General features: G+C 67.7%; 16 protein-coding genes. 12 read left to right on the top strand and 4 right to left on the bottom strand.

Annotation, left to right across the window (positions count from 1 at the left end; all coding sequences use genetic code 11):
* Positions 1–25 precede the first annotated feature (25 nt).
* The 7 genes from ACFOPO_RS11760 (at position 26) to ACFOPO_RS11730 (ending at position 4693) form a co-directional block, all read left to right on the top strand.
* Complete coding sequence (locus ACFOPO_RS11760) at positions 26–640, top strand: CDP-alcohol phosphatidyltransferase family protein (RefSeq protein WP_386703422.1); 615 nt, start codon at positions 26–28, stop codon at positions 638–640.
* Between the two features lie 85 nt (positions 641–725).
* Positions 726–1748, top strand: coding sequence for a class III poly(R)-hydroxyalkanoic acid synthase subunit PhaE (phaE, locus tag ACFOPO_RS11755; protein ID WP_386703421.1), 1023 nt, complete (start codon positions 726–728; stop codon positions 1746–1748).
* Between the two features lies 1 nt (position 1749).
* Positions 1750–2832: a class III poly(R)-hydroxyalkanoic acid synthase subunit PhaC gene (locus tag ACFOPO_RS11750; protein WP_386703420.1), complete on the top strand. Its 1083-nt coding sequence runs from the start codon at positions 1750–1752 to the stop codon at positions 2830–2832.
* A gap of 88 nt (positions 2833–2920) precedes the next feature.
* A complete protein-coding gene (locus ACFOPO_RS11745; RefSeq protein WP_386703419.1) occupies positions 2921–3613 on the top strand; it encodes an SGNH/GDSL hydrolase family protein in 693 nt (230 codons plus the stop codon).
* A 7-nt stretch (positions 3614–3620) separates the two neighbouring features.
* Positions 3621–4001, top strand: a complete 381-nt coding sequence (locus ACFOPO_RS11740; RefSeq protein ID WP_386703418.1) for a DUF5329 domain-containing protein — start codon at positions 3621–3623, stop codon at positions 3999–4001.
* Positions 4002–4048: 47 nt separating this feature from the next.
* Positions 4049–4246 (top strand): PspC domain-containing protein, encoded by a 198-nt coding sequence (locus ACFOPO_RS11735; RefSeq protein WP_386703417.1) that lies wholly within the window; start codon positions 4049–4051, stop codon positions 4244–4246.
* A 3-nt stretch (positions 4247–4249) separates the two neighbouring features.
* Positions 4250–4693: a hypothetical protein gene (locus ACFOPO_RS11730; RefSeq protein WP_386703416.1), complete on the top strand. Its 444-nt coding sequence runs from the start codon at positions 4250–4252 to the stop codon at positions 4691–4693.
* 6 nt (positions 4694–4699) lie between these two features.
* Here ACFOPO_RS11730 and ACFOPO_RS11725 read toward each other — a convergent pair whose 3' ends face one another.
* Together ACFOPO_RS11725 and ACFOPO_RS11720 are read right to left on the bottom strand one after the other, a co-directional pair.
* Positions 4700–5617, bottom strand: coding sequence for a DedA family protein/thiosulfate sulfurtransferase GlpE (locus tag ACFOPO_RS11725; protein ID WP_386703415.1), 918 nt, complete (start codon positions 5615–5617; stop codon positions 4700–4702).
* Between the two features lie 109 nt (positions 5618–5726).
* Positions 5727–6509, bottom strand: a complete 783-nt coding sequence (locus ACFOPO_RS11720) for an NRDE family protein (protein ID WP_386703414.1) — start codon at positions 6507–6509, stop codon at positions 5727–5729.
* 254 nt (positions 6510–6763) lie between these two features.
* On the opposite strand from ACFOPO_RS11720, the gene ACFOPO_RS11715 reads away from it, so the two are divergent.
* Together ACFOPO_RS11715 and ACFOPO_RS11710 are read left to right on the top strand one after the other, a co-directional pair.
* Positions 6764–6970 (top strand): hypothetical protein, encoded by a 207-nt coding sequence (locus ACFOPO_RS11715; RefSeq protein WP_386703413.1) that lies wholly within the window; start codon positions 6764–6766, stop codon positions 6968–6970.
* A 125-nt stretch (positions 6971–7095) separates the two neighbouring features.
* On the top strand, positions 7096–8451 hold the full coding sequence (locus ACFOPO_RS11710; RefSeq protein WP_386703412.1) for an alpha/beta hydrolase family protein: 1356 nt from the start codon (positions 7096–7098) through the stop codon (positions 8449–8451).
* A 76-nt stretch (positions 8452–8527) separates the two neighbouring features.
* Here the strand turns inward: ACFOPO_RS11710 and ACFOPO_RS11705 are convergent, their stop codons facing one another.
* Positions 8528–8836, bottom strand: coding sequence for a hypothetical protein (locus tag ACFOPO_RS11705; RefSeq protein ID WP_386703411.1), 309 nt, complete (start codon positions 8834–8836; stop codon positions 8528–8530).
* 152 nt (positions 8837–8988) lie between these two features.
* Here ACFOPO_RS11705 and ACFOPO_RS11700 point away from each other — a divergent pair, with 152 nt between their 5' ends.
* The 3 genes from ACFOPO_RS11700 (at position 8989) to ACFOPO_RS11690 (ending at position 12244) form a co-directional block, all read left to right on the top strand.
* Positions 8989–9240 (top strand): hypothetical protein, encoded by a 252-nt coding sequence (locus ACFOPO_RS11700; RefSeq protein WP_386703410.1) that lies wholly within the window; start codon positions 8989–8991, stop codon positions 9238–9240.
* A gap of 29 nt (positions 9241–9269) precedes the next feature.
* Positions 9270–9542, top strand: a complete 273-nt coding sequence (locus tag ACFOPO_RS11695) for a DUF4242 domain-containing protein (protein ID WP_386703409.1) — start codon at positions 9270–9272, stop codon at positions 9540–9542.
* 119 nt (positions 9543–9661) lie between these two features.
* The gene (locus ACFOPO_RS11690; protein WP_386703408.1) at positions 9662–12244 is read left to right on the top strand and encodes an ATP-binding protein; all 2583 of its coding nucleotides are present in this window, start codon (positions 9662–9664) and stop codon (positions 12242–12244) included.
* On the opposite strand, the gene ACFOPO_RS11685 is transcribed toward ACFOPO_RS11690, so the two are convergent.
* On the bottom strand, positions 12234–13271 hold the full coding sequence (locus tag ACFOPO_RS11685) for a DUF2955 domain-containing protein (protein WP_386703407.1): 1038 nt from the start codon (positions 13269–13271) through the stop codon (positions 12234–12236). The two genes, ACFOPO_RS11690 and ACFOPO_RS11685, sit on opposite strands and share 11 nt — an antisense overlap.
* Positions 13272–13273: the final 2 nt, after the last annotated feature.

Genomic DNA, 13273 nt, shown 5'->3' with positions numbered 1-13273 from the left:
GGATTCGATGGACCGGGAGCACCGCATGTCGCGCCACTTTTCGATGTTGCGCGAGTTCCACCTCGCCGACTGGTTCACGCTCGCCAATGCCTTCTGCGGCACCGGCGCGATCTTCGCCGCGATGCGCTTCCTGCAGGAAGGCGGCGTGCGCGACCTGCTGATCGGCATGGCGCTGATCCCGCTGGCTTTCATCTTCGACGCGCTCGACGGCCGCGTGGCGCGCTGGCGCAATTCCGCGTCTACCCTGGGCCGCGAACTCGATTCCCTCGCCGACGTGATCTCCTTCGGCGTCGCCCCGGCGGCGCTGGCCTACGCCTGCGGATTGCAGGGAGGTTGGGACTGGGTGGTGCTGAGCTACTTCGTCGGGTGCGGCGTGAGCCGACTGGCGCGCTACAACGTCACGGCCGAGCAGCTGTCCGGTGGTGGCGACAAGGTCAAGTTCTTCGAAGGCACGCCGATCCCGACCAGCCTGGCGCTGGTGGTGGTGCTGGCCGTAGCCGCCTGGCAGGGCGCGATCGGGCCGAATCTGTGGTTGGGCATGGTGAAGCTTGGCCCATGGCAGTTCCATCCGCTGGTGCTGCTGTTCGCCCTGTCGGGTTCGCTGATGATCAGCAAGACGCTGCGGATTCCAAAGCCCTGACCATGCGGCCGTGGCTGCCTGGCCCTCCGTCGCGGCCATGCAACATGACCCTTGCTAACATGGCGGGGATGATGCGGAGGCTGCGATGAAGCAGGACGATTTCGAGGCGTGGACGCGGCAGTACTGGAACGCGTGGGGCGACACCCTGCGTTCGGCGACGCCGGAGACGTCGGGCCCGACACCGGGCCTGCCGGGCTGGAACGACGCCATGAACTGGTGGTCGCAACTTGCCAAGGGCGGCATGCCGCAGGGCGACGAGGCCGTGTCGCGCTTCAATTCGCAGGCCCAGGGCTGGTTCGGGCAGATGCAGCAGCTGGCCGCGCAGTTCGCCGGTCGCAGCGCGAACCCGGCCGACATCACCGCCGCCTGGAAGAAGGCGCTCGGCGGCGATGGCGCCAATCCGTTCGCGCAGATGTTCGGCACGATGCCGGGCAGTGACAGCACCGATCCTTACATCAGCGACCCATCGCAATGGTTCGAGCAGGCGGCACCGTGGCTGCAGAAGCTGCAGCGCGATGGCCGCTCGTGGCTGGGCCTGCCCGCGTTCGGTTTCGCCCGCGAACACCAGGAGCGCTGGCAGCACCTGATGCAGGCGCAGCTCGACCTGCAGCAGCAGAGCCAGGCCTACCAGACCCTGCTCGGCGAGGCCGGACAGGATGCCTTCGTGCGCTTCGAGCGCAAGCTGGGCGAACGCAGCGCACCGGGCCGCCAGCTCGAGTCGGTGCGGGCGCTGTTCGACCTGTGGATCGATGCCGCGGAAGAGGCGTACGCCGACATCGCGCTGTCGCCGCGTTTCCGCGATGCCTATGCCGCGCTGGTCAATGCACAGATGACCTTGCGCGGTCGCCAGCAGGCGATCGTCGAGCAGGCCAGCGCGCAGATGGGCATGCCGACGCGAACCGAACTGGACTCCGCGCACCGCAAGATCGTGCAGCTCGAGCGCGAGCTGCGGCGCCTGCGCGATGCCGTCGAAGGGACTGCAAAGCCTGCGCCGAAGCCAGCGCCGAAACCCGCACCGGAACCGGAGGCCAGGGTGCGCAAGGCCGCGCCGGCCAAGCCCGCGGCCAAGCCTGCGACGGCGGCGGCGAAGCCGAAGGGGAAGCGCTGACATGGACGGATTCGGTCAAGGCCCGCTCGGGTTCACGCCGCAGTCGCTGGCGGAAGAATCGCTGCGTTTCCAGGCCAAGCTCCGCGCCGGCCTGGAGACCCTGCACCAGGTCGAGGATGTCGATTACGGCGCGACCGCGCGCGAGGAAGTCTGGCGTGACGGAAAAGTCGCGCTGTACCGCTTCCGCGGTGACCGGGCACCGATGTCAAAGGTCCCGCTGCTGATCGTCTACGCGCTGGTCAACCGGCCCTACATGGTCGACCTGCAGGAGGACAAATCGCTTGTGCGCGGCCTGCTCGAACGCGGCGAGGACGTCTACGTCATCGACTGGGGTTACCCGGACCGCTCCGATCGCTACCTCGAGCTGGAGGATTACATCCAGCGCTACATCGGCGGCGCCATCGACCATCTGCGTCGCGAGTATCGCCTCGATGCGATCAACCTGCTCGGCATCTGCCAGGGCGGGGCGTTCTCGCTGTGCCATGCCGCGCTCAACCCGCACAAGGTGCGCAACCTGATCACGATGGTCACGCCGGTCGATTTCCACACCAGCGACAACATGCTGGGCAACTGGACGCGCGGCCTCGACATCGACCTCTTCATCGACACGCTCGGCAACGTCCCGGCCGACGTCATGAACTGGTGCTACCTGACGTTGAAGCCCTGGCGCCTGTTCGTGCAGAAGTATGTCGGGCTGGTCGACGTGCTCGACGATCGCAAGGCGCTGGAGGATTTCCTGCGCATGGAGAAGTGGATCTTCGATTCACCGGACCAGGCCGGCGAGGCCTTCCGCCAGTTCTGCAAGCAGTTCTACCAGGGCAATGGCTTCGTCAAGGGCGGCATCGACATCGGTGGGCGCCCGGTCGACCTGCGCAACGTCGCCATGCCTGTCCTCAACATCTATGCCGAGCAGGACCACCTGGTGCCGCCGTCGTCGTCGAAGGCGCTGGCCGACCTGGTCGGCAGCGAAGACTACAGCGAGGTGTCGTTCAAGGGCGGCCACATCGGCATCTACGTCTCCAGCCGCGCGCAGCGCGAAGTGCCGACGGCGATCCACGACTGGCTCGCCCCGCGCTCGCGCTGAGCGGCCTGTTTGTATAAAAGCGGCGCAATCGACAGATCGCCGCAGTGGCCTCATGGCACAGTCAGGTACCCCACCTGACACTGCATCAATGCCCAAGTTCGTACTGCTCCTGTGCCTCGCGCTGCTGACCGCCTGCGCATCGAATCCGGCACCGCCCGCCACCACTCCCGCCGCACAGTCGCAGGACTCGACGCAGTTCGAGCCCGACATCGCCGCCTTCGAACAGGCCGACAGTGTCGTCCGTCGCCGGCCCGGGGGCGTGGTGTTCGTCGGCAGTTCCTCGATCCGACTGTGGAGCAGCCTGGGCGATGACCTCCCCGGCGCGGCGCCGATCAACCGCGGCTTCGGCGGTTCGCGCCTGCGCGATACCACCTTCTATGCGCAGCGCATCGTCGTGCCGTACCAGCCGCGCGCCGTGGTCGTGTACGCCGGTGACAACGACCTGGCCGAAGGCCGCACGCCGCAGCAGGTGCGGGACGATTTCGCAGCGCTGGTCACCCGGGTGCGCGCGCAGTTGCCACAGGCCCGCATCGCCTTCATCTCGATCAAGCCCAGCCCGGCGCGTGCAGCCCTGTTGGGCAGCATGCGCGAGGCCAACGATCTGGTTCGGACCTACGCGCGCGGACAGCAGGGCGTCGACTATCTCGACGTCGTCACGCCGATGCTGGGCCCGGACGGGCAGCCGCGTGGGGAGCTCTTCCTCGACGATCGCCTGCACATGAACGCCAGCGGCTACGCGATCTGGACCGATGTGGTCGGGAAGTGGCTGGACAGGCTGTAATGGCGCCATGAGCTTGGCCCTTCGCGCGTCGCTGTGTGTCCTGATTGCCGCATTCGCGACTGTCGCGCAGGCGCAGGCGCCGTCGCCGGCGAAGGCGCAGCAGGAAATCGAGCAGCTGATCACCGCGATGGGTAGTTCAGGCTGCCAGTTCCAGCGCAATGGCAGCTGGTACCCCGCCAGCGAAGCGCAGTCGCACTTGCGCCGCAAGTACGACTATCTGCGCAAGCGCGACATGGTCGCCACGGCCGAACAGTTCATCGAGCGTGCCGGCAGCCAGAGCAGCATGAGCGGCAAGGCCTACCAGGTGCGCTGCCCCGGGCAGCCGGCCGTGCCTTCGTCGACCTGGCTGACCAGGCGTTTGGCGGCCATTCGTCACGCTCCGCCCTGAGCCGCGGCGCTAGACTCGTCTCGCCGCCGCCAAGGATCGCGTCGCCCATGAACACCACCCGCAAGCTTTCCCGCTCCCGCCACGACCGGATGATCGCCGGGGTCATAGGCGGCATAGCACGCAGGTTCGGCTGGAATTCGACGCTGCTGCGCGTTGCCTATGTGCTCATCTCGATCGCCTCGGCGGCGTTCCCGGGCATCCTGGTCTACCTGATCCTGTGGCTGCTGGTTCCCGAGGGCGACTGACCCTTGCCGGCGCTCCTGACCCGCGCACTGGTGGCCCTTGGCGCCGTGTGGACGCTGCCCAATACGCTGGTTGGACTCTTCCTCGGCCTGGCCGGGCTCGCCTTTGGTGCGCATATGCACTGGCGTCGGCGCGAACTGGCGCTGGTGTTCCATCGCTGGCCCTGGGGGCCGGGCGGGGCGATCACGTTCGGCAACGTGATCCTGCACACCGGCGACAGCCTCGATTCGCCTTGCGTGACTTACGCGCACCGCGCCGGCCACGGCGACGAGCCGGCGATCGTGCTCGCCGACCATGAGCGCGCCCACGTCTATCAGTACCTCGCGCTGGGGCCGCTGTTCCTGCCGCTGTACCTGGTCTTCGGCGGCATCAGCGTGCGCAACCGCTTCGAACGCGCGGCCGACCGCTATGCGCGCACCGGTCGTGGCTGGTGGCCCTGGTCGCGCTGAGCCTGTCTACTCGAACGCGACCTGGTTGCCTTCGTTGCGCCAGCCTTCGAAACCGCCGGCGAGCGGGCGCACGCGCTTGAATCCATGCTTGTTGAGTTCGCGCGCCAACACCGCCGCGGAGGCTTCGTTGGGGCAGTCGCAATACACCACGACTTCATCGCGCGGCAGCAAAGCCGCCTCGCCGAGCGTGCGCACGAACACCGCGCCCGGGATCCAGCCGGAGGCATTGCGCAGCGTCTCCGGGCGAACGTCCAGGATCAGCGGCGAAGTGCCCTGGTCGATCAGCTGGCGCAGTTCCATCGGCGTGATCCGCGCCATGCGCAACTGGCGCAGGAACATCTGCCGGCGCCACAGCTTCCACAGGACGAAGCCGAGGATGAGGATGGCAATGGCCGGCAGCGCGAACCGGCCCAGGTCTTCCAGTTGCTCGAGGACGCTGTTGACCGCTTCGTGGAAGATCGCGCCCAGCGCGACCGCCAGGCCGGACCAGAGCAGGGCGCCGATCCCGTCGTAGAGCAGGAAGCGCCCGGTGCGCGTGCCGGTTTCGCCGGCCAGCGTGGTCGCCACCGCGGCAAACCCGGGAACGAACTTGGCCACGATCAACGACGGCGCGCCCCAGCGTGCGTACACGCCGCGCGTCATCAGCACGCACGAATCGGGCGACAACGACAGCCGGCACATCAGGCGCAGCAGTTTCGCGCCAAGCCTGCGTCCGCCGATGAACCACAACCAGTCGGCCGCCACGGCGGCAAGCGTCGCCACGATGAGGATCGGCCACACACTGTCGCCGCGGTCCACCGCCAGCGCCGCGGTGAGGATGATCGGCGGATACGCCGGAACGGGGATGCCACCCTGGTCCAGGAACACGCTGACGAATACGACCAGCAGGCCGTAGACGGCAATCAGGTGCAGCAGCGTTTCCATGGGGGATGGCCGGGAGGCAGTGCCGTTATGTTAGGCGTGCTGCCGCGATGGCGATAGCACGTCCGCTGCACCGCAGCGTTGCCGCCACCGCACCACTGGCGGGGGCGGGTCAACCGACCGCGAAGGTCGCCCGGGTCCGGCCCCGGGTCACCCCGTCCGGGCCATAGCTCTGCTCGACGAAGGTGATGCGGTTGGCGTCCACCAGGACGACGCTGCTGCAGCGGGTGCCGTAGGTGGGGCCACGCACGAACGGGGGGGACAGGCGCCGCTCCAGCTCCAGGCCAACGCCGGTGTCGGGCAGGTCGGCGTCCGGTGCCGGGCTGGTATCGGCCAGCGCATCGAACAGCGGGGCCAGCGCGGCGTCGTCGACGGACTGAGAGTGCGACGACTGCAGCCAGGCCTCGAGCGCCGCCACGGCATGGCCGCTCTTGGGCCAGCGGGCATCGAAGGCGCCGTTGGACATGGCGTGCAGGCCCGGCGCCACTGCACGCCGTTCGAAAGCGGGGTAATTGCTGGCGAAGCCCAGCTCCTCCCCGTCCCAGACCAGAAGGTTGAACCGGCCGTATTCAGGCGCGTCGGGCGCGAGTCCCGCGAGAAATGCCGGACTGGCGTCCTCGCCCGACACGAAGCCGTGGACCAGCGCGCCACGCGAGCGCGGCATGGCGCCCTCGACAAGCCCCGCGCGGACGTTGGTCACCGCCGCCAGCCGCCCCCGCGTGGAGGCCATAAGCCAGCTGCCGCCTGCGCGAAGATCGCGGCCGCCGTAGATCGTCGCGTCGGCGGGATCGAAACCGGCTGGAGACGCCGGGCGGTCGTGCGCCTCATCGCGGTTGGCGATGAGCGCCAGGCGGTAACGGGGGTGGGCCTGCCAGGCGATGGCGATCAGGCACATGCAAGGGGCTCGCTTGCGATGGTGAAGGGCAGGGGAAGCGGATTCATCAGGATGAGTAGCCTGCGGTGACAGCGTTTGTAGGGAAAGTCCTACAGCTCAGAGCGATGCCCACCGACTGCGGAAGCACCACTGTTTGTGGAGGCTATGACCATGACACAGGAACCGCCTGTTCGCAGGACGGCCACCCACTCCCAAGCGCGCGCTTCGGCGATTGATGCCCAGACCCACGCGCTCCCAACGTCGGGAGGTGACCCATGTACCGAGTCGAACTATCGAGACAGGATGGCAGCATCCTGGCCCAGCAGATTGCCGAAGCCGCGGTCGACTATTCCAGTGCCGAGGCCGCGCTGGCGGCTGTGCTGCCCCAGGCCAAGCGCTGCGCCGAGACGATGAGCCAGGCCCTGTGGCTGCGCATCTACGACGAGCGTGCCCGCGTGGTCTTCGGCACGCTGCTGCTCTGAGCATCAGCCCGGCCTTGCCTCGGCAGCCTCCTGTCGGGTTCATGCAGAACATCAGCGAAGGCCATACCAACCCGGCGACGCGTCCGCGCATCCAAGAAGGCATGTGCCCCACGACCGGACCAAATATGAAGGCAGCCGCCTCGTTGTTGTTGATCTCGTTTGGATTCACAGGTGTCGCAGTGGCCGCCCCCGAGGCCGTGGGCTGCCATGCCGGCGCCTATACCCTCGACGATGGGCGCATCGTCGCGATCGCCCCCACCAGCGACCCTTCGGACCTGCGCTGGCGCGCGCTGGATGGCCGCAGCGGCCTGCTCAAGCAGGGCGATGGCGGTCAATGGAACAGCAGCCTGGGCTGGACCGGCCGCGCCGATGGGGTGAAGGTGCGCTTCGGCGATTGCAACCAGGGAAAGATCACCTTCGACGGCCATGCCGGCCAGCGCCAGCAGTTCGACATCACCGAGACCACATTCGACGGCAACGGCGTGAAGTTGCGCGGCAGGTTGGTGCTGCCCCGCGGTTCCAAGCCCGTTCCGATCGCGATCGAAGTGCACGGCTCTGAAAACAATTCGGCGGTGCAGGGCCTCTACACGCAGTACCTGTATCCGGCGTCCGGCATCGGCGTGTTCGTCTACGACAAGCGCGGCACCGGCGAATCGACGGGCCATTACACCCAGAACTTCCATTTGCTGGCCGACGACGCGCGCGCCGCGCTGGCGGAAGCGCGGCGCCTCGCCGGTGACCGCGTCAAGCGCATTGGCTACGACGGCGGCAGCCAGGGCGGCTGGGTGGCGCCGCTGGCGGCGAGCAGGAGCAATCCGGATTTCGTCGTCGTGCGTTTTGGCCTGGCCGACAGTCCGCTTGCGGAAGACCGTGACCAGGTCATGTTGGACCTGCGCAATGCCGGTTATGGCGACGACGTGATGGCGAAAGCGCGCGAAGTGACCGACGTCACCGGTGCGATTGTCGCCGCGCGCGGCGCAAGTGGCTGGGAGCGATTGGATGCCATTCGGGCGAAGTACGCCACGCAACCGTGGTGGCCTGCAATGAAGGGTGAGTTCACCGGGCTGGTGGTCACGCTGTCCCGCGAACGCTCAGGCGAGCTGGCGCCGGTGCTGGAGCAGGAAACCAGCTGGGAGTTCGATCCCATGCCGACCCTTCGGAACCTGCGCGTGCCGTTGCTTTGGGTCTTGGCCGGCGAGGACCGCGAAGCGCCGCCGAAGGAAACACGCGAACGCCTGCTGCAACTGGCCCGTGACGGTCGCGCCGTGAGCGTGATCGAGTTCCCCGACACCGATCACGGCATCCTCGAGTTCGAAACCGCGGCCGATGGCGAACGCACGTCGACCCGATACGCCGATGGCTACTTCCGCGTGGTCAACGACTGGATAGGCACCGGCACGTTCCACGACGCGCCGTACGGTCACGGAAAGATCCTTGCCGCTCCCGGCAAGGCCGGGGCGAAGTCGTCAGCGACGAAATGATTCCTGGCTTCATAACTCCTGGCTTCCCGGGCGCAGCGAAGCGGCAATCCCTTCGCTGCGTCCGGGCGACAAACGGCTAGGCAGCGCTACGCGTAAGCCGCAGGCCGATGCCGGTATCGACGATGGCGAACGTGTCGTCGTCGAGCCGTTCGACAGGGCCGCCATCGCTGAGGTGGTAACTGCGCAGGCTTTCGACACGGCGGGCGAGCCCATCGGCGCCGCGGGTGTCGATGTAAGTACGCCGCACATGGATGGCGTATCGGTTTCCTGCATCGTCATAGGCGTGGAACGTATCGATCGTCATGGCAATGCTCCCCTTTGGCCGGCCGGAAGGTTGGCGTGCAGCGGTCTCGCAGGCTGCGACGTCGGCGGCGGCAATATCCATGCCATGGGAGCCGTCGTCGCCGCGTGAGTGTCGAAAATAGGGAGGGCCTGCGCGCAATCTGGGGAGCGTTCCCGATGTTGCCAAAGCGCACATTTCCTACTCTGGCGTCGCAGTCCGGAGCGCGGGCTGAGTGAATCGCCGAGGAAACCGCAATGTCTACTTCCCTGATGGATCTCGTCACCGCCACTGGCCTGTTTGCACCACTGAACGCCCCCGCGAGCGCATCCTCCATCGTGTTCAGCATGGACGACTGGCAGGACACCGAATACGCGGCGGGTGCCGCGCCCGTGCACCACGTCCATCGCGAACGCGATTTCGGCGTGGGCTACGGCAACAGCTCCGGCTACGCCAGCGACCGCCACTACACCAGCAACTGGATGCCCAACCGCTTCGGCTTCGTCTGAGCCCGCTGCGCCACTTCGAGGAACCGGTCATGCCCCGTTACCTGATCGAACGCGCCTTCGCAGGCGATCTCGCCATCGCCCCCGGCGGGGACGGCGCCAGGGACTGCGCGCGGATAGCCAGCATCAATGGCGACAGCGGCGTCAACTGGTTGCATTCCTATGTGAGCGCCGACCGGCGCCGGACCTTCTGCATCTACGACGCGCCGTCGCCGGAAGCGATACGGCAGGCGGCGCGCCGCAATGGACTGCCGGTCGCCAGCATCATCGAGATTTCCGACCTGTCGCCGTTCTTCTACTTCTGAATGCGCCGCAAAAGCGCGTGACGTCGACCTGCAGCGCTGCCCGAGCGCGTTTCATCGGGGGATAATCCGAACGAGATCTCCCTGGAGATTTCCCCTGCGATTCCCCCCGGAGCGGCAAGGTGGAGCTGATTGAACGAGGCAATGCCCTGAGCCTGTTGCAGGGCGCACTGGATGTCGCAGGGCAGGGTGCCGGACGCACGGCCCTGGTGTGCGGCGAAGCCGGCATCGGAAAGACTTCGCTGCTGACGAAGCTGGTCGCCGGGCACGGCGCAGGCCGCGTGTTGTGGGGCGGTTGCGAGGCGTTGTTCTCGCCGCGACCGCTGGGGCCGCTGTACGACATGGCCAGCGCGATGGGTGCGAAACTGCAGGCGCTGCTGGGCCTGGAAGGTCATCGCACCGAGTTGTTCAGCTGCTTCCTGTCGGAACTGCAGCAAGCCAGTGATCCCACCATCGTCGTCCTCGAGGATCTGCACTGGGCGGATGCGGCGACATTGGACCTGGTCAAGTTCCTGGCCCGTCGCATCCAGCGCGTGCGCGCGCTGCTGGTGCTGACCTACCGCGACGACGAACTCGGCGACCGCCATCCGTTGCAACTGGTGCTCGGCGACCTGCCTGCCGACGCGGTGGTGCGCGTGCCGCTGATGCCGCTGTCGGAGGCCGGTGTGGCGGAGCTGGCGCGCCAGTCGAGTCATTCCGCCGAGGGCATCTACGCGACGACCGGTGGCAACCCGTTCTTCGTCACCGAGGCGCTTCGTGCCGAGGGCCTGCCAGTGTCCGTGCGTGATGCCGTGCTTGCGCGGGCGGCACGACAAACGCCGGAAGTGCGCGCGCTGCTCGACCTGGTGGCGATCGTGCCCGCGCGCATCGAGGTCGATATCGTCGATGCGGTGCTGTCGCCCGCACCTGCAGACGTGGCGGCAGCGCTGGCATCGGGTTTGTTGGTCGCGGAAGGCAATGCGTATGCATTCCGCCACGAACTGGCGCGGATCGCGGTGGAGCAGGCCCTGTCGGCGCCGTTGGCCGCGGCCCTCCACGCCAGGGTGCTGGCATTCCTCGAACAACGCGGTCGCGCCGTGGCGATGTCACGCCTGGTCCACCATGCCTCCGGCGCCGGAGACACGGAGGCCGTGCTGAAGTACGCGCTGCAGGCCGGCAATGAGGCGGCCAACCACGGCGCCCATTGCGAGGCCGCCACGCTGTACGGCGCCGCGCTGGCCCATGCCGACGCGCTGGCGCCGGCCGCACGCGCCGAGCTGCTGGAGGACCTGTCGTTCCAGTGCTACCTGGTCGAGCAGAACGACGATGCCATTGCCAGGCGGCTGGAAGCACTGGCGATCTGGCGACAGCTCGGCGACCTGCGCCGCGAGGGACGGGCACTGCGCTGGTTGTCGCGCCTGAACTGGTTTGGCGGCCGCCGGCTGCAGGCCGAGGAATATGCGGACCAGGCCGTGCAGCTGCTTCGCGATTTCCCCGACGACGAGGCCTACGCCTGGGCCCTGAGCAATCGTTCTCAGCTGTACATGCTGTCCGGGCACACCGACGAGTCGGTGGAGTGGGGCACGCGTGCCATCGAGCTGGCGACGCGGATCGGCAGCAACGAGGTGCTGGCGCATGCCCTCAACAACGTCGGCACCGCGCGCTATGCCGAAGGCGACGATGAAGGCAAGGCGATGATCGAGGAGAGCCTGCGGATATCCCTTGCCAATGACTATGAAGAGCACGTCGCGCGTGGCTACGTGAACCTGGTCAGCACTGCGGTCAAGCTGCGCGATTACGCACAGGCGGTGCGCCACATCGAGGCCTCCGCCGGCTACTTCGCCGCGCGCGACCTGGACTCGTGGACCAACTACATTCGCGCCTGGCAGGCGCGGCTCGATTTCGAGACGGGCAACTGGGACGCGGCGGCGAACGAAGCACTGCGCCTGGTCACGGCGCAGGGCGTGGCACCGGTCACGCGCATCTGCGCGCTGGTGGTGCTGGCCCGGTTGCGCCAGCGTCGGGGCGATCCCGGTGCGCGCGAACTGCTGGACGAGGCGACCGTGCTGTCGCGGCAGTCCGCCGAATTGCAGCGGCTGGCGCCGGTCGCCGCCGCGCACGCCGAAGAGGCCTGGCTGCGCAATGGCAGCGCCGGCGTCGATCCGCTGGTGGCGCAGGCCCATGCCATGGCCGAGCAACGCAAGGACACGCGCTCGCTGGGCGAGTTGCGCTACTGGTGCCTGCGCCTGGGCGTCGGTGAAGGCGGGCCCGAAGGCACGGAGCCGCCCTACGCGCTGCAGATCGGCGGCCATTGGCGGGACGCCGCCGCGGAATGGGCACGCCTGGGTTGCGGCTACGAACAGGCGCTGGCGCTGCTCGAAGGCGACGAGAGCGCGAAGCGCGAGGCGTTGTCGCTGCTCGATGGGTTGGGCGCGAACGCAGTCGTCAAACGCTGTCGCGACCACCTGCGCGAAGCGGGCGTGCGCGGGCTCGCTCGCGGGCCGCGCGCGGCCACCAGCGCCAACCCGGCAGGACTGACCCCGCGCGAGATGCAGATCCTCGAGCTGCTCGCCGATGGCTTGAGCAATGCCGACATCGCGCGACGGCTGGTGAGGTCGGAAAAGACCGTCGACCACCACATCTCGGCGATCCTGCGCAAACTCGACGTGCGGTCGCGCAGCGAGGCCGCGGCGGTGGCGCGGCGCACGGGGTTCATCACGGGCTGACAGCCAGCGCAGTGGCGCCACGCCCTGACCGGCGCCCGCGCAACCACTCCAGCGCGACGATCGCACCCCAGGCGTACAGCGTGACCAGCACGAACAGCGAGAAGCGAACGACGAACTCGCCCTGCACATCGTCGCCGGTGCTGTCCTGCACGGCCGGGCCGACCAGGATCAGCATGGTCACGAACACGTTCACCCAGTACGACGGCGGATGGCGGTTGGGCACCACGCGATAGAGCCGGCTGGCGATGTGGATGCCGAACAGCAGCATCCACAAGGTGAACATCCACAGGTTAGGCAACAACTTCAGCGCGAACCAGAACGCGACGGCATACACGCCGGCCAGGAACGTCGAGCCGATCAGTTCGCGTCCCGCCGCGCGCGCACTCATCGTCGAGCCCTGTTGCGCGAGCATCACCGACTTCATGATGGTCGGCATGTACATCCCGGGATTGGTGAAGGCCAGCATCACCGACGGCAGCACGATCAGCACCGTGCGCAGTGCCAGCCAGGCTGCGCGCTCGTGGTCGACCACGGGAGGTTGCGGTTTGGGTCCGGCGGGCGGCGGTTCGGGAAACAGCGGCTGCACCAGCCACTGGCAGGCAACGGCCACGGCGATTCCGATCAGCAGCGAGTTGACCACTTGGCTCGCCAGCGCATACCCCATGAGGCCCGCCGCCGGAATCATCGTCAGGCCGACCGAGAGCAGCGTGCCGACCAGGCCCTTGCCTTTGCCGACGGCGAGGTAGGTGCTCAGGTAGAGACCGGCGGCGATGATCAGCACGGCCGTGATCGGGTAGTTGAGCAGCAACGGGTTGAGCAGCAGGCCTATGCCGAGGGTGACGGCGACCAGCACCAGCAGCGTGAGCAGGCCCTTCGGCCCCGGCGGCGGCGCAGGCGTCGCGGTGAGCAGTACGGCGAACAGCGGCGCCATGAACGGCAACGGCATCGCCAGCCCGTAGGCGAGCGCGACCGACAACGCCACCACGGAGGCGAGCCGGAAGGTACGCCTGGCGGCGGGCGCGATCACAT

The sequence above is a fragment of the Lysobacter sp. GCM10012299 genome, from assembly GCF_042649405.1.
GTDB lineage: Bacteria > Pseudomonadota > Gammaproteobacteria > Xanthomonadales > Xanthomonadaceae > Lysobacter_J.
Note: the sequence above shows the minus strand (reverse complement) of the source record. Positions and strands in the feature narration are given on the sequence as shown.